Here is a 23,022-nt window from a genome sequence, read left to right on the forward strand (position 1 = left end):
GATGAAAACAAAAAAATTATCCTGGAAAACCCTCAAACGATTCGTTCCTTACCTTACAGCCTATTCAAAAGATATCTGGTTTGCGATCCTTTTAGGGATCATCAACGGGATCGCTACTGTGGTAATGACTTTACAGATTGGTCAAAGTATTGACCAAATGATCGGCGCAGGTCAAGTTCGATTTGCTCAATTGTTCCACCTCTTATTATTATTTGGCGGGATCGTATTGATCAACGTGATCAGTCAATGGCTGATCCAAGTCTTAAGTAATCGCTTGGCTTATCTTTCCGTAGCAAAATTAAGAAAAGATGCCTTTGCACGTTTGAATAAATTACCGCTTCGTTACTACGATCAAAATTCACACGGGAATATCGTTAGTCGTTTTACCAACGATATGGATAATATTTCCATTGCGATCTCTGCGGCTTTTAACCAAATGTTTGCCGGCGTGGCTATCATCGTCTTGTCTTTTATATTTATGTTACGCCTTAGCCCGTTATTGACACTCGTCGTGATTTGCTCCACACCAATCATTTTTCTTGTCAGTTGGATCGTTGCCCGTGCATCACAAAACGACTTTGACAATCAACAAAAGATTATCGGGAATATCTCTGGCTTTGTTACCGAACGGATCGGGAATCAGAAAATCGTCAAAGCCTTTCAACAAGAAGAAATGAATCAGCGACAATTCCAAGCATTGAACACTGATCTTTATCAAAAAGGACAACGTGCCCAATTTTCTTCTTCTTTGACGAATCCGTCTTCTCGTTTTGTGGATCACTTGGCTTATCTTTCGATTGGATTAGTTGGTGGTTTACTAGCATTAAGAAGTGGCTCAGCCATTACAGTCGGTGTGATCTCTAGTTTCACGATCTATTCTAGTCAGTTTTCTAAACCGTTTATTGAACTTTCTGGAATCACGACACAGATCCAAACCGCTTTTTCTGGATTAGAACGTGCCTTTGACCTCATCGATCAACCCGAAGAAACGCCAGATGAACCTAATGCTTATGCGTTGAATCCAGCAACAATCAAAGGTGAAGTAGCGTTCAATCATGTATCCTTTTCTTATGAACCAAGTCAACGATTGATCGAAAATTTCAGTTTTGTTGCTAAACCAGGGCAAACGATTGCGATTGTAGGTAAGACTGGTGCTGGTAAATCCACGTTAGTTAACCTATTGATGCGTTTTTATGATGCGACAGGTGGAACCATTACGATCGACGGGTATGATATTCGAGATATCCAAAGAGATAGCTTGCGAAAAAGCTTTGGAATGGTTTTACAAGATACTTGGCTCTTTGACAGTACGTTAAAAGAAAATCTACAGTATGGCAATCCAGATGCTAGTGATGAAGAAATCAATCAAGCACTCAAAGCTTCGTATATGTATGAATTTGTGGAACGCTTGCCTGAAAAGTTAGCAACAAAAATCGGCGGACAAGGACTGAAAATCTCTGACGGACAAAGACAATTGTTAACGATCGCCCGTACAATGATCAGCAATCCTCCTATGTTGATCCTAGATGAAGCAACTAGTTCAGTCGATACTTTGACGGAAAAGAAAATTCAAGATGCCTTTTTAACAATGATGGAAGGCAAAACGAGCTTTGTGATTGCCCACCGTTTATCGACAATCAAAAATGCCGATCAAATCTTAGTCATGGAGCAAGGCGCCATCGTTGAGATGGGTACCCACGATGAATTACTACAAAAAGACGGGTACTACCATCAACTATATCAAGCGCAGTTTACTAAAAATAGTTAACTCAATCAAAAAGTAGTTGTAATAAATCAGTGTAACTGTCCCTCAAGAGCTAGTTTTTCACTAACTTTTGTGGGACAGTTATTATTTTATTAGAGAAAAGCATTAAAAGAACCTATTCATTCACTCCTAAAACATGAACAACGTCTTTGCGACATGACTCACTTTATATGTAAATGGTTATCAAAACTATACTTCTTCATAAAAAAACAAAAGCAAAACATTTCATCCCTAGCTCATCTTTAAATAGCTTAGCTGCCCAAAACTTCCTTACTACCAACGGTTTTTATTCTATAATTGAAGGTAAAAGAGAAAGACCATAAAGTCTCTCATATTTTTTTAAAGCTAAAAGAAACTCCTCTTCAAGTTGAGTTGCACCAATTAACCTAATCCCCATAAAAAAATCTGTTAATTGCTTAGAATTAGCTGTACGCTCGACCAAGCTATTCAGTAGCAAATCGTCAAACCTTTCGTGTACCTCTGTTTTTTGTGGTGTCACTAGTCTACCTCGAACCATCTTTAATTTTTCTAGATATTCTTTTGAATAGCCGCTTTCTTTTCTTTCTAGCATTAAAAGAAAGAGAACATGATACAACGTGCAAAGTGAAGAGAGAAAATTTTCGTTATCACCCATTCTTTCTACTTTCGAAGCTTGCATTTGAATAAATTCTGTTGTAAAAAGAAAAGCCAGTGAAGTAAATGTGACTATTTCAAAACGACCATATTCTGCTACTTTTTCTAGATGGTTCATGATCGCTTTGATATAAACCTTATCATGTAGAGTAAACTTTCTTTCATCATTCGGTAGTAAATGCCATTGATAGCCTTTAGCTATTAGATAATTCCGCTTATCAACAATGCTTTTTGTTTTTTTGATATCTAATTCTAAATTTCTTAATCGGTCGTCAATTGGTAACTTGACATCTTCCAATTGACTAAGTAGCTGATTTAACTTTTGTCTTGGATGATTTCCGTTTATTTTATTTAAATAAAATAAACATTCGTCTAGCTCAATGTTCATCTTTTTTAAAAAAGCTAATAAAGGAATCAATGGAATCTGATTTTTACCACTTTCGTATTTTACTAAAGATTCTCTAGAAGTTATTTTATGTGCTAACTCTTTTTGAGATAACCCCCTTTCCTTTCGAAATTTACGTAGTAATTCATGAATTTCCATTCGTCGTTCACTTCCTTTTTTAAATTCAATGTGACTATTGATACCATATAAAATAATTTACTCGTTTTCATTCTATACTATAGATACAAGTAATAAAAGCGCTTTAAATAATAGTAAAGGAGAAAATATCAGGAGATTTGTGAAAATTGTTATAAAGTGCTTATTTTTACTGCAAAGTACAAAAAAGAAATGTTATGTAAGAATTCACACGACTAAGAGTAACTATTTTTTACTTAAACTGGATCACCGAAAGGAATTAAAAAAAATATGTTAAAAAACAAATTCATTATAAGTCTTATTGCTGTTATAACTCTAGCTTCCTTTATCATTCCTAACTTTTCTATGATTGTCAATGCAGAGATGATTCAAGAGACTGACTATGTGCCAGTGACACAAACGATTAGTACCTATTTTGAAAGTAATCCAGTGACGGTTCCTGGTATAAATTCGAAAGAAGCTACATCAATCGTTAAAAATATGGTCATTTTGTCTGAAACAGCAAAAGAAATTAGCTCGAAAGAAAAAAACAAACTAATGGACGTATTTTCATCTAATCTTGACTCTACTATTCAATTACATGTTTCAGAAAAATATTTAACATTGGACAATGCTACAGCGTTACAAATTATAAGTGAAAATGGAGAAAATAAAGATTATTATTCATTGACTGTACCAATCACAAATGAACACTATAATCTATTCAGCAGTGTTACGGTAATCTTTGATATGATGTACAACATTAAGGGAGTCCAAGAATCTTTGATCACTCAATCAGAAAAAGATACTTTCGAGATTAGAACATTTTCCAATGGCGAAGAAATGACTCACCAAATTCTTGAAGATAAATTTATACCAAATAATGAATTGAAAAAACAGTTACAAGAAGTTCAAAGTGAGTTTCTTCATTTGAAGCAAACCCGTGGAATGGCTGAAAAAGCAGCCTGTCTAGCAATTGTTTTAGGAATAAGCCGTGCAGTTGCTAACATCATTGCCCCTACATGTGCTGCTGCTTGTCTTGCAGTTCCATTAGTATGTGCTGCTTGTATAACAGGTTTTGTCGCTCTTGCTGGTGGTGCCATCGGTGGAGTAGTCGCATGTTTTAAATTATAAACTGATTGTGTTTATGATAAATATTAATCCAAAAAAATTGATGTGTTTCATTTTAATTATTTTTAGTTTACCTACTATTTTATATGTCTATACTCAAATGGCAACATCTAAAGAAGGTTTATATGAAGTGGATAGTATTTCTTTAGAAAAAATAATGAATGGAAAGGATACTTTATTTGTTTATGTAGGGAGACCTACATGCCCCCAATGTAAAGAATTTGAGCCTATTTTGCGAAAAGTACTAAACAACCAGCACCAATCTATGGGATATTATAATACAGATAACGCTCGTAAAGAGAATGAGGATAAGTTGGAAATAATGGCTGACAGCTTAGGAATTAATTCTATCCCGGCCATAATAAAAATTGTGGATGGGAAAGTTATTGATCGAATAATTGGCCTAAAAAATGAAAAAGCAATCGAGGAGTTTATCCTAAATGGCTAAAAAGAATTGGTACAAAGAATTGTTAAAGATATCACTGTGTATAAATATTATTATGACACTTTTCCCTAATTTTAGATCTGGAAGTGCTATTTTCTACTTCAATCTTCAAATTGGGCTTGCCTATTACTATCTTTCATTAACAAAGCCCTCTAAAAGTGTCACAATCCTTTTGACCATCATCAGTAGTATTCTAGGTGGTATGGCCATATATCATCTCTTTCAATCGTTGTTCACTATTTTATAGAAATAAACGTCTCCTTTCTTACAATAAATAAGCAAAAGAAGCAACCTTCTGGGATGGGAAGGTTGCTTCTTTTGTTTCTGAGTTGACTATTTTGCGTGAAGAGTCATACTTCTTAAAATCTTTTTGTATGGAATACTACGTCCGACGTAATACATCGCAATGGTTTGAATAGGAATCCAAACGACTGTTTTTAATAACCTTGGTGCCCAGACGATCCAACTAAATAATGGAACATGATACATCATCGCTAGCCACAAAGGAGTCAATAGCAAATTAATGATCAGCGTGACCGAAAGTGTAGCTAATAGCGAATTTTTCCAAGTAATCTCTTTTCGATAAAAAAAGAAACCATAAATTGCTCCTTCAATAAAGGCATTCAAAGTAAAACCAATGAAGAAAGCTGTTTTTGAAAATAACGCCATTCCTACTAAGTCAGCTAATACACCCCCAATTCCAGACCAAAACGGGCCAAATAAAATCCCCATGATCATTTGTGGAATAAATGTGACACTGATCTTCACAAAAGGGGTTTCGATCGATACCAAACGGGATAAAGTGACCATCAAAGCAATCAACAATCCCATGATAGCGATCATGCGTGCGTCTAACCGATTTTTCTTCATTTCTTAGCATCTCCTTTAAGAGCTGCTACATCCTACATGCAGCGAATGCGAAAATAAAACCGCGAACAACTTGTCCTTCGTCAAAGAGGCAACATCCCATCCTCTCAGCACTTAACGCTTTATTTTCTACTCTGTTTATTTTTGGGAAGTCATTCCCAGCAAAACTATAGCATAGATCACACACGACTGTAAATAAAAAAACATACATTCCCGAATAAAAAGTAATTCATGTTCGTGAAAAATCACACATTCAACGAACATAAATGGACGATCAATAGCAAATAACGAATTTTATTCCAGAGACAACGGTCGATTTTCTAACTCATGAACTACAGTACGGAAATCCAGAAAGCCAGCTTCTAGTCCTCGCAACAGTACTTCTGCTGTTCCAATATTAGTTGCTAAAGGAATTTCGTAAACATCCGATAAGCGGATCAGTGCAGTCACATCCGGTTCATGAGGCTGTGCAGCCAACGGATCTCGCAGAAAAATCACGAGGTCTAATTGATCTTCTGAGATCATTGCACCAATTTGTTGGTCACCACCTAAAGGACCGGATTTAAAGCGATGGACTTTTAAGCCAGTTGCTTCGGTGATTTTACCACCTGTTGTCCCAGTTGCGAATAATTCATGTTTTTCCAAGATTGCCTTATAGGCGGTTGTCAACTTGATCATCAAGGGCTTTTTGCGGTCATGAGCAATTAAAGCAATTTTCATATTGATCATCCTTTCCTCTCTCAACATCTTGTTCCTACTCTATTTTACCTCAAGGTGTAGCATATTGCCCAAAAAGACAATCAATTCTTGTTCAAGTTGCCATTGAGCATAGATAACGCTTTCATTTATACTTAATTCAACATTAAAACTAAACAGAAAGCGTGGAATGAATCATGGTAGAAATGGCACTGAAACATGTATACAAACAATATGACAACGCAGAAAATTATTCCGTAACGGATTTTAACTTAGCAATCGATGATCGTGAATTTATTGTCTTTGTTGGACCTTCTGGTTGTGGAAAATCAACTACATTAAGAATGATTGCTGGGCTAGAAGATATCTCGGAAGGAGAATTAAGCATCGGCGGTAAAGTAATGAACGATGTAGCACCAAAAGATCGTGATATCGCTATGGTATTCCAGAACTATGCGTTATATCCACACATGACTGTATTTGACAATATGGCTTTTGGGTTGAAGTTGAGAAAGTATGACAAAGCAGATATCAAAAAACGGGTAGAAAATGCTGCTGAGATTTTAGGGCTTACTGAATATTTGAAACGTAAACCTGCTGCTCTCTCAGGTGGCCAACGTCAACGGGTTGCTTTAGGACGTGCCATCGTTCGTGATGCAAAAGTTTTCTTGATGGATGAACCATTATCAAACTTAGATGCAAAATTACGGGTAGCGATGCGTGCTGAGATCGCCAAACTCCATCAACGTTTAGAAACAACAACCATCTATGTAACCCACGACCAAACAGAAGCAATGACGATGGCAGATCGTATCGTTATCATGAAAGATGGCTTTATCCAACAGATCGGTACGCCAAAAGAAGTGTATGACACACCAGTCAATATGTTCGTCGCAGGCTTTATCGGTTCACCCGCAATGAACTTCTTCAACGTTACTTTAAACAATGGAGTAATCAGTGACGGTCATGGCTTAAAATTAAAAATCCCTGAAGGAAAAAACAAAGTCTTAGTTGAAAAAGGCTATGAAGGGAAAGAAGTTGTTTTTGGTATTCGCCCTGAAGATATCCACAGTGAACAAGTGGTGTTAGAAGCACAACCCGAAGCAGTTGTTCATTCAGAAGTTGTTGTATCAGAATTGTTAGGTGCAGAAACCATGCTTTATACCCGAACAGGTACAACTGAATTTATTTCAAAAGTCGATGCACGTGACTTCCATAAACCAGGGGAAATGGTCGACTTAGCATTCAATATCAGCAAAGGACATTTCTTTGACAAATCAACTGAAGAAGTGATCGGATTGCCATAAAAATTAAAAAATCAGCTTTTGATGTAAATTTTGGCAGAAACTATGCCAAAAGCTAGAACTATAACAAATAAGCCGAAAGTGCTGTGTTCATACACAGCACTTTCGGCTTATTCATTTTAAAGGAGTTATCTCTAGTTAAAGAGGAAAAACTGATTGATAATGGTACTTTTTTCAAGCCATTTTCTTGATTGATTTCGTTGAAGGTGTCTTCTGACTTACTTGCTTAGCTTTAGTGAAAACTGGAATATCAAAATATTTGCTCAATGTTCCGGCTACAAAATAAGCAATATTGTAATCGACTAAACTATGGATCAACCCACCAATCCCCATTAGGATAAAGACTGTATAAAAATAGCCTTCAGAATAATAAGTTTCTGGCATGTTCCCTACAAAGAAAAAGACACTAACCACTAACATTTCCGCAATCGAATGAATGATACCTATCACAAAATTGAAACTTTGGAAGCGCCAGTTGGCTAAAGTAAATTGGCCATTTTTTAAAACGATTTCTGGTTTCTTTTGCAAATACCAAGAACCAATCACTGCAAAAATCAAATGAGATAATGCACGCAGCGCAATAATTACTGGTGTGGTCAAAAAGAAGCCAAATGTTGTACCCAAAGCAACGGTAATCGCAATTCCTGGTGAAAAAAACATCGCAATAAATATGGGTACATGAGAAGCCAAAGTAAAAGAAGCAGGTGGAATCATGATTTTTGGCATAACCATTGGAATAATAACCCCCATAGCTATCAACAAGGCAGAAATAGTCAGGGATCGTACTGATTTTTTTTTCATTTTTTTCTCTCCTAATGTGTCTTGACACCTTTATGATGTCTTATTTTAACTTTAACAACAAGATGTGTCAAGACACATCAATCAGAAAAATGTTGAATGAGCCTTTTTCATGTATTCAATTATCCGACACCAGATAAAGTAAATTTTGAATGAAGCTTATACAAGAAATATGTTTTAAACTACAGTCTCTGCTAGCTACATCATCTCCTTCAATTTTTGTCTATATAGATGAAAGATAAATACAAAAAAGAAGTACGCCCTATGTACATGTCAACAACAATATTTCCTGGAACCCTATTTAGCCCCAGTATCATTCTAATTCCCTACCCTAAGGTATACACTAAAACAACGAGATACACTGGGCTCACCCTCTTGAATTATAGTCCATTTTAATGGTTGCTGATTTTAATACAAAAATAAACCCGTCCACCCTCACTGAAGTTTATGACAGGTTTATATTTGGTTGTTTTACTTCAATCAAAAAAATTTTTTTCTTTTTTATAAGGATAGCTCCACCAAAACAACAGTATGAACACGATAAAAAAAATTACTTTTAGATAGGCAGGAACATCCCTGAAATAAACTCTTACTGTTTTTCCAAAATCATCATGAATGAATAATCTAATGAAATTAGATACACAAAAAAATAGTGTCAGTCCCCAAAAAATCAGTCTCTTTGTTCCTTTCATTTTCTTAAATGAAGCTAGCAGTCTTAACAGTCCAATGAGCTGCGGTTCTATTCCACCCGTGATTCACTAACCAATTTTCTGCACCTTGTTCTAAATTATCTTGCCATTCGAATAAGTAATTAGTAACATCACTTACCGTTTTTTCACCTGTTTTAGCTACTAACCATTTGGCTATCTTTTAATGACGGCAATTTTCTAGCGAGGAGTTGGTTGTCTATCGGACTCGTATTTTTCTTTTAATATTTGTAATTGCTCCACTTGGGATAAGTGAGCATCGGATACTAATCGTTCAAATTCTACTTTCTTTTCATTTGATAAATCGTTGTAGTATTTATCAAATTCGTTTGTGGCGGTAAAGTTCGTAGCTTTTTCTGAAGCAAATACATTGGTAACAGGGGCAATTGATCCGCCAACGGTAATCAATGTTAACCCCAAAACAATCGATTGGTTCATTTTGTTCATTAACTCACCCTTCTTTCTCCTTAGTAATCAAAATAAGTTCTAAAAATTCATCGTGTTCATTTATGATTATAGTATCGTTTTATTCTAAAAAAATTTATTTTCATAAGAAACTATTTTTCGGTCTAAACCGTTAGCCATTCTTAAATACATGAACGATTATGATCTTAAACTGAGATTACAGGAATCGGGCTACAGGAGTCATTTACTTATTTTTTCAATTAGTGATGACTATCCTGAACTTAGATAAACAAAACGCCTAAAAGCTAGTATGCTAGACTTTTAGGCGTTTTGCTTTCTTTATTGAATTATATTAGAACTTAATTTTTCTCGCTCAGCTCTTCCATTGCATTACTTAATGCAGCAAATTCGGCTAATGAGAGGGTTTCTCCACGACGTTTAGGATCGATGTTAGCTTTTTCTAAACTAGTCGTTAACCAAGCTTTCGTTGCTTCATCTTTGCCATATGAAGATTGTAAGTTATTCCATAATGTTTTTCTTCGTTGCTGAAACGCTGCTTTTGTCAATCGGAAAAATGCCTTTTCATCAGTAACCGCTACAGCTGGTTGCTTTCTTCTGGTTAGTTTCAAGATAGCTGAATCGACATTCGGTTGTGGAACAAAAACAGTCTTAGGTACGATGAAAGCAACAGATGCTTCCATATAATACTGTACAGCGATTGATAATGAGCCATATGCTTTTGTACCGGGATTTGCAGAAATACGATCAGCAACTTCTTTTTGCATCATCACAACCATTTCTTCTACTTGCAGATCTGATTCTAAGAAATGCATCATGATCGGTGTCGTAATATAATAAGGTAAATTTGCAACAACTTTGATCGGTAAATCTTGTTCAAAATAGGTTGTTGCTGCCTGATCTAAATTAGTTTTTAAAATATCTTGATGAACAACAGTCACATTAGGATAAGGAGCTAACGTATCTTTTAACACAGGAATCAAGCGATCATCGATTTCAAAGGCAACGACTTGATTGGCATTACGTGCTAGTTGTTCCGTCAACGCTCCAATACCTGGACCAACTTCGATGACATTTGTTTGTTGATCGATTTCGCCAGTTTCCACGATTTTTCTTAAGATATTTGGCTCAGTCAAAAAATTTTGACCTAAACTTTTTTTAAATGAAAATCCATGTTTCAATAAGATTTCTTTTGTTCTAGAAGGTGTCGCAATATCACGCTGTTCACTCATGTTGTTCCTCCACTTTTTTCATTGCTTGGGCAAATTCCTCTGGTGTGATCCGAAACATTTTTAAACGCTTCTCCAGTTGTTTCCCATTGGTATAACCAATTCTTAATTCGTCCCCTAATTTTTCACGTTTTTCTTTTGCTTGTGCTCCCGCTATTAAACCATGAGAAATCAACACTTGTCTAGTAATTTCCGTTTCGTCTTCCTCAAAAGATGGGGTGATTACTTTTTTTAATGCTTCTAAGATGGCCTCGTCACTAGCATGTTCAACGCCAAGACTTCCTTGTTTTTTGGGACGTGCTTGCTGACGAGGTAAGAAAGCATGTTTTGCCTGAGGAACGACTTCCATGATCGTCTTGCGGATTTTCTCGCCCGAAAAATCAGGATCGGTAAAGATGATCACACCACGTGTTTCCTGCGCATGTTCAATCTGCATGAGTATTTCATCATTGATCGCTGAACCAATCGTTTCGATCGTGTCGACGTCGACTACTTCTTGGAGTCTTCTAGTATCGTCTTTTCCCTCAACGACTACAATTTCTTGGATTTTTAATTTAGTCATTTTCAGCGATCCTAAATAGACGATGAGCATTTTTCCAAGTTTGGAGCGCCACTTCTTCTACCGGAAGATTACGTAATTCGGCAATTTTTTCAACTGTATAACGGGTATAACCTGGCTCGTTTCGTTTCCCACGATAAGGTACTGGAGCTAAGTAAGGCGCATCCGTTTCTACTAGCAATCGATCGAGTGGAACATGAGTGGCTGCTTCTTGAACATCTTGCGCTTTTTTGAAAGTCACGACCCCACTAAATGAAATGTGCATTCCTAAATCAAGAAATCGTTTGGCCCATTCAAAATCGCCACTAAAACTGTGCATGATTCCACCAATATCACGAATATCTTCTTCTTTTAAAATTTGATAAGTATCTGCTAACGCTTCTCTGGTATGGATACTGATCGGCAGATTCATTTCTTTCGCAATCGCAATTTGTCTACGAAAAACTTCAGCTTGCACTTCTTTCGGATCTTCCATCCAGTAATAATCTAAGCCGATTTCACCTAACGCTACCACTTTCGGCATCGTTAATTGCTCTTGTAATTTTTTCTCAACGTCTTTAGTATAACTTCCTGCTTCAGTAGGATGCCAACCAATAATACTATATATGTTTGAATAATCGTGACTAAGCTGTAATGATTTTTCGATCGTTGGGGTATCGAAACCTACTACCGCCATTTTTGTCACGCCCAACTCTTTGGCCCGTTCAATAGTTTCAGGAATATCATCATTAAATTGTTCCGCATTCAAATGGGTATGAGAATCAAATATCATTTTTTATCGCTCCTTTTCTTCATTACTTTAGCATATAAGTGGCTATGGCAGAAGTAGGAAAGACGAAAATCAGGTCAAATTTATTGAAATGCAAATTTCTAGTTGTAAATAAAAGGACTTAAGCAAGTTTCCTCTCTTAAGTCCTTTTACATGACTATTAAATTAACGCTCGTCTTGTTTTTTCTTGTAATAATACACTGGGATACCTAGTAATGTGACAACGATCCCGATCATTGCCAAAGCTGTTTGAGTAAATAAAGTCATCCCTAAAATAAAGACAGCGCCAAAAATTGCAATCAATGGAATCACGGGATACAAAGGTACTTTGTATGGTCTTGGTAAGTCTGGTTGTTTTTTTCTTAAAACAAATACACCGATAAATATCAATAAGCTAAACAGCCACATAACAAAAATTAGCATATCAGTTAAAAAGTCGAATGAACCTAAACTCATCATAATGCACGCAATCACTAATTGAAAAAGTGCTGGAACATATGGCACTGTGAATTTTTTTGATAATTTCGTTAACTGTTTACTAAAAGGTAACTCACCTTCCAAAGCCATCGCATAAGGAATACGGATTCCGGTCAACGTGTACCCATTCAGTGCCCCATAAACAGAAATCAAGATACCGATTGTCACGATCTTTCCACCGATATTTCCAAAAATAACCGCTGATGCATCAGATGCTGCATTAAGGTTACCTGCAATCTGATCAATTGGCAGAGTTTTTAAGAAAACAAAGTTGATCAATAAGTAAACCACTGTTACAAAACTTAACCCTAAAATAATTGCTTTAGGTAAATCTTTTTCGGGACGTTTCATTTCCCCCGCCATTGCACCGACACCAAGCCAGCCATCATAAGCGAATAAAGTTGCTAGTAAAGCACTACTCAAGCCTTCTGCAAAAGACACATCTTTCCCTGCTTCGAATGGGAATAGTTGGATCGTTCCACTACCTGGTGTCAACAGTCCCCAAATAACGATGACAGCTAATGGAATCAATTTGATAATCAGTGTCGCAGACTGGACAGTCGTACCCACTTTTGTTCCTAGTAAATTCAAACCAGTAACAGAAATAGCAGTAATAATCGCAATTAATAGAAGATAATCCGTAGATATTTGTAATAAGTTCGTCATTTGTGTCGCAAAAATAATCGAAAGCGCCGCAATATTCGCTGGAAAATAAATCAAGCTTTGGGACCAACCCAGTAAAAAGCTCGGTAATTTTCCATAAGCGGCTTCAATATATTTGACTGCACCACCCGTTTCTGGGATCGCAGTTGCCAACTCAGCTACCGTTAGACCAGCACAGATCGTTAAAAATCCTCCTAATAGCCATGCCAATAAGGTCAAACTAGTCGATTGTGTACTTGCCGTAACAGCCGCTGTTTTAAAGAAAACTCCTGCCCCAATTACAGTTCCCATAACAGTTGCTAATGCGCCAAATAAGTTGATCTCTCGTTTTAACTTGCCTTTCATTCACATTCCCCTTTTCCCCGCAGTTTTTAATATAATTTTCAGTATAACGGAGAATATTTTGTTTTACCATCATTTTTTTCAGTAAATTTATTGAAAGATACCACCTTAGACCTATGAATCCTCCATTCACCTCAATTATAATTAATGTAGGTTAGATAAAGGAGGACCAATTATGGAATTTAATCGTTCTTACCCAAAACTGGCATCTTTCCTAAAGGATCATTTTGCCATTTCCAGAAAATCACAACAACAATCACTTTGGCATTGGTTCACGCTGATTTTGTTCGGGACATTCATTCTTGCTACTTTCACTCAACAGTTGCTTTTGTTGTTTAGCTTGATTCTGCTAGTTGCACTGATCAAAGGTCCCGGAATGATTATATGGGGAGCCATTTATGCTTTTTTAATCAGCCTTTTTCCTCCTCTAGGTATCATTTTATCTGCGCTTTTCTTTCTATTGAATCTCAGTACTTTCACCAAAAATTGGCGAGTCACTTTAGTTGCTGGTTTCTTTTATTTTTACCCTGCAACGATCATGTCGTTAAGGACGCTCTCACAGCTCGATAATCCTTGGTTCCTATATAGCAGTTTATTCGCTGGGTTAGTGCTACTCCATTTGATGTTGCAAAAACTTTACCAACGCTATGGGATTGGCCGAACGATTTTTTGGTACATTGTATCGATACCTTTTACTCTTTTAAGTTTCTTGTTACCAACTCGTTTAAAAGAGCGATTCAAAAAAATCCCCTCAAAAAAATAGTGTCAATTTGTATAGCGACCACCTAAAGTTAGATTTTTTGGTCTAACTTTAGGTGGTCGCTTTAATGTATCTATTTCAAGCAAAACATACTAAGATTAATATTTACGTTTGTTACATTTAGTAAACTGAAGAATGCTATTTACACAGTAAACTCATCATACTCTAAAAAATAGGAATTCTTAAATTTGTTGTGAAAGAGAAATCATCTCAATTAACCCTTGCGCAGCTTCACTGCCTTTATTCCCTGCTTTCGTCCCTGCTCGTTCAATTGCTTGTTCAATGGATTCCGTGGTTAATACCCCGAACATCACTGGAATATTGGACTCCAGGTTAATATGTGCGACTCCTTTGGCTACCTCATTGGAAACCAATTCATAATGAGTAGTTGCACCTCTGATAACTGTCCCCAACGTAATCAACCCATCGTAATTGTCCTTTTTGCTGAGCTTTTTGGTAATAAAAGGAATTTCAAAAGCTCCTGGTACCCAATAAATATCAATTTGTTCTTCTTTCACACCGTGCCTTTTTAAATTATCCAAAGCTCCTTGTAATAATTTTTGATTGATAAATTCATTAAAACGCGCGACTACAATTCCGATTCGAATATCTTTTGGAGAATAATTTCCTTCAAAAATTGTCATTTTCTTGCTCCTTTATTTTTATACTGATAAGTAATGGTGAAACTTATCTTTTTTTGTTTTTAAATAGGCTTGGTTTTCCTTTTTCGGAACGGTTTCAATTGGTACCCTATTGACAATCGTAATTCCATCTTGTTGTAACTCTATTACTTTATCGGGATTGTTTGTAAGTAAACGAATGGACGTTACACCAATTGATTTTAAAATTTCTGCTGCAAAGTGATAATCCCGTTCATCCGGAGCAAAGCCCAATTCAGTATTTGCTTCATAAGTATCCAATCCTTTTTCCTGCAATTGATACGCTTTTAACTTATTCCTCAATCCGATTCCGCGGCCTTCTTGACGAAGATAAAGAATAGCTCCAGTCCCCTCTTCCTTGATCATTCTCATCGCTTCATGTAACTGTTCCCCACAATCGCAACGCTGAGACCCGAAGACATCACCAGTTAGACATTCCGAATGAACTCGGACTAATGTAGGAAACTGACTATTTTGAATATCTCCCTTTGTTAACAATAGATGCTCCCGTTTTTCTCCGTCTTCATAAATAGTCAATTTGAAATCACCATAATCTGTTGGTAAATTTACGGTTATATGACTATTTTCTTCTAAATAATTTACCAACTCATCAATCGTAATTAAAGGTAATTGCCATTCTTCAGATAAACGGGTCAGATCTTTCATTCTTGCCATCGTTCCATCTTCTTTCAGAATCTCACAAATATAAGCAGCCTCTACACTATTAGCTAATTTGGCTAAATCAATTGCAGCTTCGGTGTGTCCTCGACGTATAAGCGTTCCGCCATCTACACTAATCAAAGGAAAAATATGTCCTGGTCTAAGAAAATCACTTGTTTTCGAATGAGGATCAGCCAATGCTTTAATGGAAGTAGCTCGATCAAATACTGAAATACCAGTCTTCGTATGTTTATGATCCACACTAATCGTAAAAGCTGTACCAAACGCATCAGTATTATGAGTTGTCATTTCTTCTAAAGATAAGTGTTGCGCAATCTTCTTCGATATTGGCACACAGATTAATCCTCGACCAAATTTGGTCATGAAATTTACTGCCTCAGGTGTCACATATTCGGCTAAACCAACCAAATCTCCTTCTGATTCTCTATCTTCATCATCAGCTACAATGATTAATCCGCCCTTTTTCAAGGTCTTTATTGCTTCAGTAATATTACTCATCGTAAGTCCTTCTCCTTGTACATTTCAAATTTATTTCTCTGTGCCTTTACATATTTCCCAACGATATCCGTTTCTATATTCACAAGATGTCCTACACCTAAATTCCCCAGATTTGTTAAGGATTTGGAATGTGGAATCAGACTAACAGAAAAGCTTGCTGTTGTTGTTTCCGTAACCGTTAAACTTACTCCATTAATTGCAATTGATCCTTGCGGAATGATTTCACCTGCATATTTGGTTGGATAAGCAAACGTCAAAATTAATGCGTTTTGATTCTCTATTTTCTTGATCAATCTTGTAACAGTATCAATATGTCCCGAAACAAAATGTCCTTCAAAGCGTTGCGTCATCAAAACTGCTCGTTCTAGATTTACCCTCTCTCCAACTTTTACGGTGGAGAAAGTAGTCCGTTTAAAAGTTTCAGGCATTATTTCAGCTTTAAAAAATGTGCTTGAAACCTCAATAGCAGTTAAACACACGCCATTGACTGCCATGCTATCTCCAATTTTGTAATCACTTAGTATACTGTTTGAAGCTTGGAAAGTGAGTTGGATCATTTGTTGGTTTCGTCTAATTTCTTTGACTTTTCCTTGCTCGGCGATTAATCCTGTGAACATTGCTTTCGTTTCCCCCTAACTCGAATGTCTTTTCCAAGCTGTTCAACTTCCAAAAATACTAATTGTTGTTCTTTAGAAACTAAACGTTCACTATGAAAGGACATCGGACTTTTTCCACCAAAAAGTTTGGGCGCAATATAACTGATGACTTCATCCCAGAGATTTTCTGCTAAAAAAGCATCATGAATTTTCGCTCCACCTTCTATATACAGCGACTGAACACCTCTTTTTCTCATGGTCTCAATAAAGAAGGTAAAAGAAAACTTAGGCGTATAAAAAATAGTTACATGGGGAAACAGCTCCTTTAGCTTAGGGTTTTCCGTAAATATCCATACTGGATTTGTTGTCGTTTGAAAAAGATTGAGTTTAGGATTTTTAAGAATCCGCCCTCTACGATCCAAAACAATGCGCACTGGTGGAAAGTTAGTTACGACATCAGGCAACAAAATAGGGTTATCAACTAGAACGGTTTCGCTTCCCACTACGATTCCTTGATATTCTCCTCGCTCTTTCCGTACTCTTGAGATTGCCTCTGTACCTGTTATTGAGTACCGCGAACCTTCCTTTAAAGAAATCTTTCCATCTAGTGTAATAGCTTGTTTTAATGTGATATAGGGACGATCCCTTTCAAAAAAATGGTTATAAAAAGGGTTCAGTGCTCTACATTTCTCTTCTTCCACACCTACAATTACTTTGATCCCATGATTTTGTAGAAATTCTTTCCCTTTTCCTGCTACTAAAGGATTTGGGTCAAGCTGACCTATGACTACCGTTGAGATACCAGACTGAATAATAGCTTGCGTACAAGGCGGCTGTTTCCCTTGGTGGTTACAAGGTTCTAAGGTAACATATAGAGTTGAATCAAACAGTTCTTCGGGGGAATCACAATTTTGAATAGCATTTACTTCAGCGTGGGACTCGCCATATTGTAAATGGACACCTAATGAGAGTAGCTTTCCTTCTTTTACAATCGCTGCTCCAACTAATGGATTGGTAAAGGTATTTCCCTTTCCTTTTTTTGCCTCTTCAATCGCAGCCATCATGAAAGACTGGTGCATATCAATTCCCCCTTTCAACAAAAAAAGCCCTGCGAAATTAATCACAGGGCATAACTAAATAAACCTAAAGATAATCGATTTTAATACAAATAAAACCGATCTTCAGTCGATTTTTCTTCTCCCATCCAGACTTTAACTGTCGGTGCCAGATTCTCACTGGCTCAACCACAAAAATGTGGGTCACGGACTTCGAGTAAACTCGTCACCGTCGGTCGGGAATTACACCCTGCCCCGAAGAAATATTCAATTCGTTTAGAGTATATTCTTAAAGCTTAATTGTGTCAACCTCAAAAAAAAACACAAAAAATAAAATGTAGGTTGAATATCAACAGTTAATTAGTGTGAATCGTATGAATAGAATACGGTAATATGTCTATGAAATGGACACTAATAGAGCATAAAAAAACTTTTCTATCTATGATTAAGGTTTGTTTTAAATAATCAAGAAAAAGCAGGTAAAAATTTTGAAAATTGTTTATTTTCGTGTTTTATTAATTAATCAAAATGAACAATTGGAATAAAATTATTGCAAGTAGGCATTTTTAGTCATTTCCTTTTCATCAAAAACAAAAAGCAGTCGTATCGAAGGCGTAAAAACCTTGATATGACTGCTTTTATCGTATACCAGCTATAGGGATCGAACCTAAGACCTATGCGTTACGAGTAAATAAATCTTTTTTATTGATTTTACTACTAATAAATAGTAAATATAATTTAAATATTTCAATTTCTATATCAAATTTCTAATTATTTCAGTCATTTTTAGGACTTTTAAAATAACAGTTTATACAATTATAGTATTTTTAAACCTATTTGTTATCTTTATGGTACGATGCAGGTTTCATATTACTTGGCTTTTTAAGATGGGAATTACCTTGGATGGGTTGAAAACCTCTTTTTTCAACATGTTCATAGCCAAAATCATATACTTTATCTGATTCCGAAAAAATTTTTTTTATTTTTCTATTACTATTCATCTTCCTTATCTCCTATTCATTATTTTGAGAATGCAAACTAAAATCAGTACTTAACGAAATTATATCTGATTGTCTAATATACACACCAGTATTATTGGACTCGTCAAATTTATATGAGTTGTAGGTTTCCTCTAAAAACAAATCATTTTCTCCATCTTTTTTTCCACTTGAAGCAAATGATTTACTTGAAAACAGTCCATAGATTTCTTCACCATTTTTTAGTTTTACTATCATGTAACCGCCACCCATATACTTTAGTTCATAAAAAATATAGTCCCAGGAATTTGAGGTAATCGATGCCTTATCAATACCTAGCCAACACAATAATAACTTAATTTTTCGTAAAAGTCTGTAAAGTATACTTTGCTTATCATTAGATGTCTTAGAGGAAGTTGCTTTGAGTAAACTAATTATTGATATAGAAATAATTATTGGTAGAACTATATTTCTTAATAGAGAAACTAAAGATTCACTTTTAAATAAATAATCACCAACAAAATAGTAATATATCCTATCAATTAATTTATAAAAGAAAATATTAACTAAACTAAAAACCAGATACTTATATATGGTCAGCGTGCCATTACTTTTTTCTAAATACAAAGCATTAATTAACATCATACTTATTAAAAATCCAGGAATAAAATAAGAAATAGCTAAAATTAATCCTTCTTCAGAAAAATTTATCAATTGAAGTCACTTTCTTTCGTAAATATTCATCAATTATTTTATTATAACATTAATGGTTTATAAAAGTCAGAACTATAGCTAAATTTATATAGTTCATTATTATATACGCTTTTCTATTTTTGAAAAACTTTACTAGAGAATAAGTGAAAGTTTTTTTCAACAAATAAATATTTAAATTAGAAATAGCTACACTCATAATAGATACTACCCTTTAATTTTTTTAGTGTTTAGTTATACAGATACTTTAGAGAAGATAGCAGGTAGATAAAACCATCTTAATAGCTATGTGGAAAAATTTAGTACTTGAACATAGAGTCTCAAACAGTGAACCATACGAACCTAATATAAATGTGAAATTAACTTTTAAGCGTATATATACTTAGGAAAATAATGATATGTTCTTTAGAGTAGATAATTTACAAATGCTCCATACTTTTTGATGTCGATGAAATTCGCCAACATCTTTTTTATGATGTAAAAGGGTAAAAAAGACACCTGGAATCCTTTAGAATTAATTTGACGAACCAATTCATAGGAGGATTCAAAATGTCTTATACTCAGCTTATCGAAGGACTTTAAATATTCTAAACCTAATTATCTATTTTGAGGAAAATAATTTAACCCAAAAAAATATAATGGCAAATTTAATTGATTGGCAAAGATACTCTTCAATACACGCCCGAAGAATATCCACATTGTCATTTGTCGTCTCCTCTAGGATCATTTGTTAGAAGGACAATTATTGTGACGATTTATGATTCGTCACGATAAAACCAACCAAATAAAAAAGACAGAAAGAAGTATTTCTTCTTTCTGTCCAAATTATTCTAAGATTATTCTTTACCAACATCATTTGACTACACTACTTTTTATGATGATTGGCTCACCATTCACGCTTACTGATTATTGACCTAAATCATATGGATGTTCATCTTACCCAATTTCTGAACCATTTGGCATTGATTTTGGCGCTTCGACTACTTGTAACGTGCCATCGGGTGCTTCTGCAGAAAGAATCATCCCTTGGCTAATTTGTCCACGCATCTTACGTGGTTTCAAATTCGCTACGATCACTAGTTTTTTGCCGATCAATTCACTTGGATCAGGATAAAATTCAGCGATACCTGATAAAATTTGGCGGTCTTGGTTATCTCCCGCATCTAAACGGAATTGCAATAGCTTATCTGCTCCTTCAACTTTTTGACAGTTGATGACTTCAGCTACTTTTAATTCCACTTTTTCAAATACATCAAATTTGATTTGTTTGTCTTTAGTTGAAACAAGCTCAGTTTCTTCGGGGTCCCATTTCACTGATTCTTCATTCGTTTGTGTTCCTTCAGACATTTTCGCTTGGATATAGCTGATTTCTTCTTCCATGTCCAACCGTGGGAAAATTGGTGTACCTTTAGCAACTACTTTTGTTCCAGAAGGAAATTCGCCAAAGTGCAAGCCTTGAAGATTCATCGTTTCTGGGTCTAGTCCTAATTGATTAAAGATTTTAATTGGCGTTTCTGTCATGATCGGTTGCAATAAGATCGCAGTGATCCGTAATGATTCTGCTAGATGGATCATTACACTCGCTAATTCTTTTTTCTTGTCCTCGTCTTTGACTAAAACCCATGGCTCTGTTTCATCGATATATTTATTTGCACGAGAAATCAAGACCCAAATTTCAGCTAATGCCGTATTGAACTCCATTTTTTCCATCGCATCATGATATCGTCCGACGACATTTGCAGCTGTTGTTGATAATTCACTATCAAAAGGCGTCACTAAAGAAGCATAGTCAGGAACGATCCCATCACAATATTTATTGATCATTGCAACGGTACGATTCAATAGGTTTCCAAGATCGTTCGCCAAGTCATAGTTGACCCGAGAAACAAAATCTTCTGGTGTAAATACGCCATCTGAACCAAATGGAACAGCACGAAGTAAATAGTAACGTAACGCATCGAGACCATAACGTTCAACTAGCATCTCTGGATAAACCACGTTTCCTTTTGACTTAGACATTTTTCCGTCTTTCATCAACAACCAACCGTGACCAAAGACTTTTTTCGGTAACGGTAAATCTAATGCCATCAACATGATTGGCCAATAGATCGTATGGAAACGGACAATTTCTTTTCCAACCATATGGACATCTGCCGGCCAATATTTTTGGAATAAGCTATCATCATCAGAGCCGTAACCTAATGCAGTAATATAGTTGGATAACGCATCGATCCAAACATAAACGACATGTTTAGGGTCGTCTTTCACAGGGATTCCCCAACTAAATGTCGTTCTGGAAACAGCAAGATCTTCTAACCCTGGTTTGATAAAGTTATTGATCATTTCTTTCTTACGAGATTCTGGTTGGATAAATTCAGGATGCTCTTGGTAATACTCTAAAAGACGATCAGCATATTTGCTCATACGGAAGAAATAAGATTCTTCTTTGACTAATTCGACTTCATGCCCACTTGGAGCTTTCCCACCGATTACATTTCCTTCTTCGTCTTTATAAACTTCTGCTAATTGTGTTTCAGTGAAAAATTCTTCATCCGAAACAGAATACCAGCCTTCATATTCGCCAAGATAAATATCGCCTTGTTCAACTAGACGATCAAAGATTTTTTGAACAGCCGCTTTATGATAATCATCCGTTGTTCGGATGAATTTGTCATAACTGATATCCAGCGTTTTCCAAAGTTTTTTCACATCCGCAGCCATCTTATCGACATAGGCTTGTGGTTCAACACCTAATTCTGCTGCTTTTTTTTCTATTTTTTGACCGTGTTCATCCACCCCAGTTAGATAAAACACATCAAAGCCCATCAATCGCTTATAACGTGCAACTGCATCACAGGCAATCGTTGTATACGAATTACCAATATGCAGTTTGCCACTTGGATAATAGATTGGCGTCGTAATATAAAAAGTTTCCTTTTCTGCCATGGGGCTCTTCCTCCTTTATCGCATGATGCGAATTCATTTCCTTGCTAGTATACCATAAATCAAAAAGACTGCGACGATTTTTTCGCTACCCTCTAACAAATGCCTTTCCTCTTTATTATTTTCCTAGTAAAACATGCTATAATAATTAATAGTGTGTGAGAAGAAACCTAGGAATCAGTAAGTTTCGTTTTTAGTAAGCAGCATGTTTACATGTAGGTTATCTCTCACAATGTCACGGAATCTTGTAGCAGTTCCGTTGTTTTATTTTGACGAAACATAGCTTCGACTTAATATCTGCTTATAGGAAGAATACATCGTTCTCCCTTCTAAATAAACCTTTTTATAACAACCCAAAAGCAAGTGGATCTGAAATAGGTTGTTTATGTTTACGACTAATAGACAGTTCATTGTCCAAGAAAGGCTGAAATTTTATGCAAAAAAAACATCTTTATTTTACAATCAGTATTGCACTGCTTTCAGTGTTACACTGGCTGTTCAGCTATTTTTATATACGATTATATGGTTATTTTAACCTCCAAGGAAGCTTGAATCAGTTTCTTTTATTTACCCAAGTTTTTCGTTTTGCTCTCAATTTTTATATCATTTTTTGTGGGTATGTAACGCTTCGTGAAGAAAATAGAAAACTGTTACTGATCTATTTACTTTTCTTCTTGTTCAATTTACTCCTACCGTTTTTATTCCCTATCTAAGTATAGAAGTCTTTCTCCAAGGAAAACTTTGGTTTTTTTTTGGAGTCTGCTAAAATAAGATAAAAGTATATTTAAACAAGAACGTCATCAGGAGGTTAAAC

Annotated in this window: 22 protein-coding genes and 2 riboswitches; of the genes, 6 read left to right on the forward strand and 16 right to left on the reverse strand. The window is 35.7% G+C overall.

The annotated features are described in order from the left end of the window. Position 1 precedes the first annotated feature (1 nt). Positions 2–1,768, forward strand: a complete 1,767-nt coding sequence (locus tag IGJ11_RS10775; RefSeq protein ID WP_207431620.1) for an ABC transporter ATP-binding protein — start codon at positions 2–4, stop codon at positions 1,766–1,768. A gap of 283 nt (positions 1,769–2,051) precedes the next feature. On the opposite strand, the gene IGJ11_RS10780 is transcribed toward IGJ11_RS10775, so the two are convergent. Further along, positions 2,052–2,942, reverse strand: a complete 891-nt coding sequence (locus IGJ11_RS10780; protein ID WP_207431619.1) for a helix-turn-helix domain-containing protein — start codon at positions 2,940–2,942, stop codon at positions 2,052–2,054. 342 nt (positions 2,943–3,284) lie between these two features. Here IGJ11_RS10780 and IGJ11_RS10785 point away from each other — a divergent pair, with 342 nt between their 5' ends. Together IGJ11_RS10785 and IGJ11_RS10790 are read left to right on the forward strand one after the other, a co-directional pair. Continuing rightward, a complete protein-coding gene (locus tag IGJ11_RS10785) occupies positions 3,285–4,052 on the forward strand; it encodes a hypothetical protein (protein ID WP_438772548.1) in 768 nt (255 codons plus the stop codon). Between the two features lie 13 nt (positions 4,053–4,065). Then, complete coding sequence (locus tag IGJ11_RS10790) at positions 4,066–4,497, forward strand: thioredoxin family protein (RefSeq protein WP_094940096.1); 432 nt, start codon at positions 4,066–4,068, stop codon at positions 4,495–4,497. 330 nt (positions 4,498–4,827) lie between these two features. Here IGJ11_RS10790 and IGJ11_RS10795 read toward each other — a convergent pair whose 3' ends face one another. Together IGJ11_RS10795 and mgsA are read right to left on the reverse strand one after the other, a co-directional pair. Further along, the gene (locus IGJ11_RS10795; RefSeq protein ID WP_010720763.1) at positions 4,828–5,364 is read right to left on the reverse strand and encodes a folate family ECF transporter S component; all 537 of its coding nucleotides are present in this window, start codon (positions 5,362–5,364) and stop codon (positions 4,828–4,830) included. 37 nt (positions 5,365–5,401) lie between these two features. Further along, positions 5,402–5,500: riboswitch (THF riboswitch) on the reverse strand. Between the two features lie 155 nt (positions 5,501–5,655). After that, the gene (mgsA, locus tag IGJ11_RS10800) at positions 5,656–6,081 is read right to left on the reverse strand and encodes a methylglyoxal synthase (RefSeq protein ID WP_014834468.1); all 426 of its coding nucleotides are present in this window, start codon (positions 6,079–6,081) and stop codon (positions 5,656–5,658) included. Between the two features lie 173 nt (positions 6,082–6,254). Between mgsA and IGJ11_RS10805 the strand changes: the two genes are divergently transcribed. Then, positions 6,255–7,364: an ABC transporter ATP-binding protein gene (locus IGJ11_RS10805; RefSeq protein ID WP_010720765.1), complete on the forward strand. Its 1,110-nt coding sequence runs from the start codon at positions 6,255–6,257 to the stop codon at positions 7,362–7,364. 171 nt (positions 7,365–7,535) lie between these two features. Here the strand turns inward: IGJ11_RS10805 and IGJ11_RS10810 are convergent, their stop codons facing one another. The 6 genes from IGJ11_RS10810 to IGJ11_RS10835 all read right to left on the reverse strand — a co-directional run bounded on the left by IGJ11_RS10810 (position 7,536) and on the right by IGJ11_RS10835 (position 13,331). Further along, positions 7,536–8,162 (reverse strand): hypothetical protein, encoded by a 627-nt coding sequence (locus tag IGJ11_RS10810; RefSeq protein WP_010720766.1) that lies wholly within the window; start codon positions 8,160–8,162, stop codon positions 7,536–7,538. Between the two features lie 884 nt (positions 8,163–9,046). Further along, complete coding sequence (locus IGJ11_RS10815) at positions 9,047–9,313, reverse strand: hypothetical protein (RefSeq protein ID WP_242697128.1); 267 nt, start codon at positions 9,311–9,313, stop codon at positions 9,047–9,049. A gap of 317 nt (positions 9,314–9,630) precedes the next feature. Next, positions 9,631–10,521, reverse strand: a complete 891-nt coding sequence (gene rsmA, locus IGJ11_RS10820) for a 16S rRNA (adenine(1518)-N(6)/adenine(1519)-N(6))-dimethyltransferase RsmA (protein ID WP_010720768.1) — start codon at positions 10,519–10,521, stop codon at positions 9,631–9,633. Beyond that, positions 10,514–11,080, reverse strand: coding sequence for a ribonuclease M5 (gene rnmV, locus IGJ11_RS10825; protein WP_010720769.1), 567 nt, complete (start codon positions 11,078–11,080; stop codon positions 10,514–10,516). Before rnmV ends, rsmA begins: the two co-directional genes overlap by 8 nt. Continuing rightward, positions 11,073–11,849, reverse strand: a complete 777-nt coding sequence (locus IGJ11_RS10830) for a TatD family hydrolase (protein WP_010720770.1) — start codon at positions 11,847–11,849, stop codon at positions 11,073–11,075. The genes rnmV and IGJ11_RS10830 overlap by 8 nt, the downstream gene beginning before the upstream one ends. A 162-nt stretch (positions 11,850–12,011) precedes the next feature. Then, the gene (locus IGJ11_RS10835) at positions 12,012–13,331 is read right to left on the reverse strand and encodes an APC family permease (RefSeq protein ID WP_010720771.1); all 1,320 of its coding nucleotides are present in this window, start codon (positions 13,329–13,331) and stop codon (positions 12,012–12,014) included. 172 nt (positions 13,332–13,503) lie between these two features. Here IGJ11_RS10835 and IGJ11_RS10840 point away from each other — a divergent pair, with 172 nt between their 5' ends. After that, positions 13,504–14,091, forward strand: coding sequence for a hypothetical protein (locus tag IGJ11_RS10840; RefSeq protein ID WP_207431616.1), 588 nt, complete (start codon positions 13,504–13,506; stop codon positions 14,089–14,091). Positions 14,092–14,270: 179 nt separating this feature from the next. On the opposite strand, the gene ribH is transcribed toward IGJ11_RS10840, so the two are convergent. The 7 genes from ribH to metG form a co-directional block, all read right to left on the reverse strand. Beyond that, positions 14,271–14,732 carry a 6,7-dimethyl-8-ribityllumazine synthase gene (ribH, locus tag IGJ11_RS10845; protein WP_207431614.1) on the reverse strand — a complete coding sequence of 154 codons (462 nt, stop codon included), beginning with the start codon at positions 14,730–14,732 and terminating at the stop codon, positions 14,271–14,273. Positions 14,733–14,750: 18 nt separating this feature from the next. After that, the gene (gene ribA / locus IGJ11_RS10850; RefSeq protein ID WP_207431612.1) at positions 14,751–15,926 is read right to left on the reverse strand and encodes a GTP cyclohydrolase II; all 1,176 of its coding nucleotides are present in this window, start codon (positions 15,924–15,926) and stop codon (positions 14,751–14,753) included. Beyond that, complete coding sequence (gene ribE / locus IGJ11_RS10855) at positions 15,923–16,543, reverse strand: riboflavin synthase (protein WP_207431610.1); 621 nt, start codon at positions 16,541–16,543, stop codon at positions 15,923–15,925. Before ribE ends, ribA begins: the two co-directional genes overlap by 4 nt. Continuing rightward, positions 16,528–17,601, reverse strand: a complete 1,074-nt coding sequence (ribD, locus tag IGJ11_RS10860; protein WP_207431631.1) for a bifunctional diaminohydroxyphosphoribosylaminopyrimidine deaminase/5-amino-6-(5-phosphoribosylamino)uracil reductase RibD — start codon at positions 17,599–17,601, stop codon at positions 16,528–16,530. The genes ribE and ribD overlap by 16 nt, the downstream gene beginning before the upstream one ends. Before the next feature lie 109 nt (positions 17,602–17,710). Continuing rightward, a riboswitch (FMN riboswitch) is annotated at positions 17,711–17,844 on the reverse strand. Positions 17,845–18,410: 566 nt separating this feature from the next. Then, the gene (locus IGJ11_RS10865) at positions 18,411–18,578 is read right to left on the reverse strand and encodes a hypothetical protein (protein WP_207431608.1); all 168 of its coding nucleotides are present in this window, start codon (positions 18,576–18,578) and stop codon (positions 18,411–18,413) included. A gap of 12 nt (positions 18,579–18,590) precedes the next feature. Then, positions 18,591–19,268 (reverse strand): DUF6338 family protein, encoded by a 678-nt coding sequence (locus IGJ11_RS10870; protein WP_207431607.1) that lies wholly within the window; start codon positions 19,266–19,268, stop codon positions 18,591–18,593. Positions 19,269–20,201: 933 nt separating this feature from the next. After that, complete coding sequence (metG, locus tag IGJ11_RS10875) at positions 20,202–22,211, reverse strand: methionine--tRNA ligase (RefSeq protein ID WP_010720780.1); 2,010 nt, start codon at positions 22,209–22,211, stop codon at positions 20,202–20,204. A 431-nt stretch (positions 22,212–22,642) separates the two neighbouring features. Here metG and IGJ11_RS10880 point away from each other — a divergent pair, with 431 nt between their 5' ends. Beyond that, positions 22,643–22,921, forward strand: a complete 279-nt coding sequence (locus IGJ11_RS10880; protein WP_341352323.1) for a hypothetical protein — start codon at positions 22,643–22,645, stop codon at positions 22,919–22,921. Positions 22,922–23,022 lie beyond the last annotated feature (101 nt).

It is taken from the genome of Enterococcus sp. DIV0691, from assembly GCF_051711145.1.
GTDB lineage: Bacteria > Bacillota > Bacilli > Lactobacillales > Enterococcaceae > Enterococcus_B > Enterococcus_B hirae.

Bases quoted from the DNA above. Each gene is read 5' to 3' on its own strand.
- IGJ11_RS10795 (WP_010720763.1), bottom strand. From the start codon at position 5,364: ATGAAGAAAAATCGGTTAGACGCACGCATGATCGCTATCATGGGATTG.
- rnmV (WP_010720769.1), bottom strand. From the start codon at position 11,080: ATGACTAAATTAAAAATCCAAGAAATTGTAGTCGTTGAGGGAAAAGAC.
- IGJ11_RS10815 (WP_242697128.1), bottom strand. From the start codon at position 9,313: ATGAACAAAATGAACCAATCGATTGTTTTGGGGTTAACATTGATTACC.
- ribE (WP_207431610.1), bottom strand. From the start codon at position 16,543: ATGTTCACAGGATTAATCGCCGAGCAAGGAAAAGTCAAAGAAATTAGA.
- IGJ11_RS10775 (WP_207431620.1), top strand. From the start codon at position 2: ATGAAAACAAAAAAATTATCCTGGAAAACCCTCAAACGATTCGTTCCT.
- IGJ11_RS10805 (WP_010720765.1), top strand. From the start codon at position 6,255: ATGGTAGAAATGGCACTGAAACATGTATACAAACAATATGACAACGCA.
- ribA (WP_207431612.1), bottom strand. From the start codon at position 15,926: ATGAGTAATATTACTGAAGCAATAAAGACCTTGAAAAAGGGCGGATTA.
- ribH (WP_207431614.1), bottom strand. From the start codon at position 14,732: ATGACAATTTTTGAAGGAAATTATTCTCCAAAAGATATTCGAATCGGA.
- mgsA (WP_014834468.1), bottom strand. From the start codon at position 6,081: ATGAAAATTGCTTTAATTGCTCATGACCGCAAAAAGCCCTTGATGATC.
- IGJ11_RS10865 (WP_207431608.1), bottom strand. From the start codon at position 18,578: ATGAATAGTAATAGAAAAATAAAAAAAATTTTTTCGGAATCAGATAAA.
- IGJ11_RS10880 (WP_341352323.1), top strand. From the start codon at position 22,643: ATGCAAAAAAAACATCTTTATTTTACAATCAGTATTGCACTGCTTTCA.
- IGJ11_RS10840 (WP_207431616.1), top strand. From the start codon at position 13,504: ATGGAATTTAATCGTTCTTACCCAAAACTGGCATCTTTCCTAAAGGAT.
- IGJ11_RS10835 (WP_010720771.1), bottom strand. From the start codon at position 13,331: ATGAAAGGCAAGTTAAAACGAGAGATCAACTTATTTGGCGCATTAGCA.
- ribD (WP_207431631.1), bottom strand. From the start codon at position 17,601: ATGCACCAGTCTTTCATGATGGCTGCGATTGAAGAGGCAAAAAAAGGA.
- rsmA (WP_010720768.1), bottom strand. From the start codon at position 10,521: ATGAGTGAACAGCGTGATATTGCGACACCTTCTAGAACAAAAGAAATC.
- metG (WP_010720780.1), bottom strand. From the start codon at position 22,211: ATGGCAGAAAAGGAAACTTTTTATATTACGACGCCAATCTATTATCCA.
- IGJ11_RS10790 (WP_094940096.1), top strand. From the start codon at position 4,066: ATGATAAATATTAATCCAAAAAAATTGATGTGTTTCATTTTAATTATT.
- IGJ11_RS10780 (WP_207431619.1), bottom strand. From the start codon at position 2,942: ATGGAAATTCATGAATTACTACGTAAATTTCGAAAGGAAAGGGGGTTA.
- IGJ11_RS10785 (WP_438772548.1), top strand. From the start codon at position 3,285: ATGATTGTCAATGCAGAGATGATTCAAGAGACTGACTATGTGCCAGTG.
- IGJ11_RS10830 (WP_010720770.1), bottom strand. From the start codon at position 11,849: ATGATATTTGATTCTCATACCCATTTGAATGCGGAACAATTTAATGAT.
- IGJ11_RS10810 (WP_010720766.1), bottom strand. From the start codon at position 8,162: ATGAAAAAAAAATCAGTACGATCCCTGACTATTTCTGCCTTGTTGATA.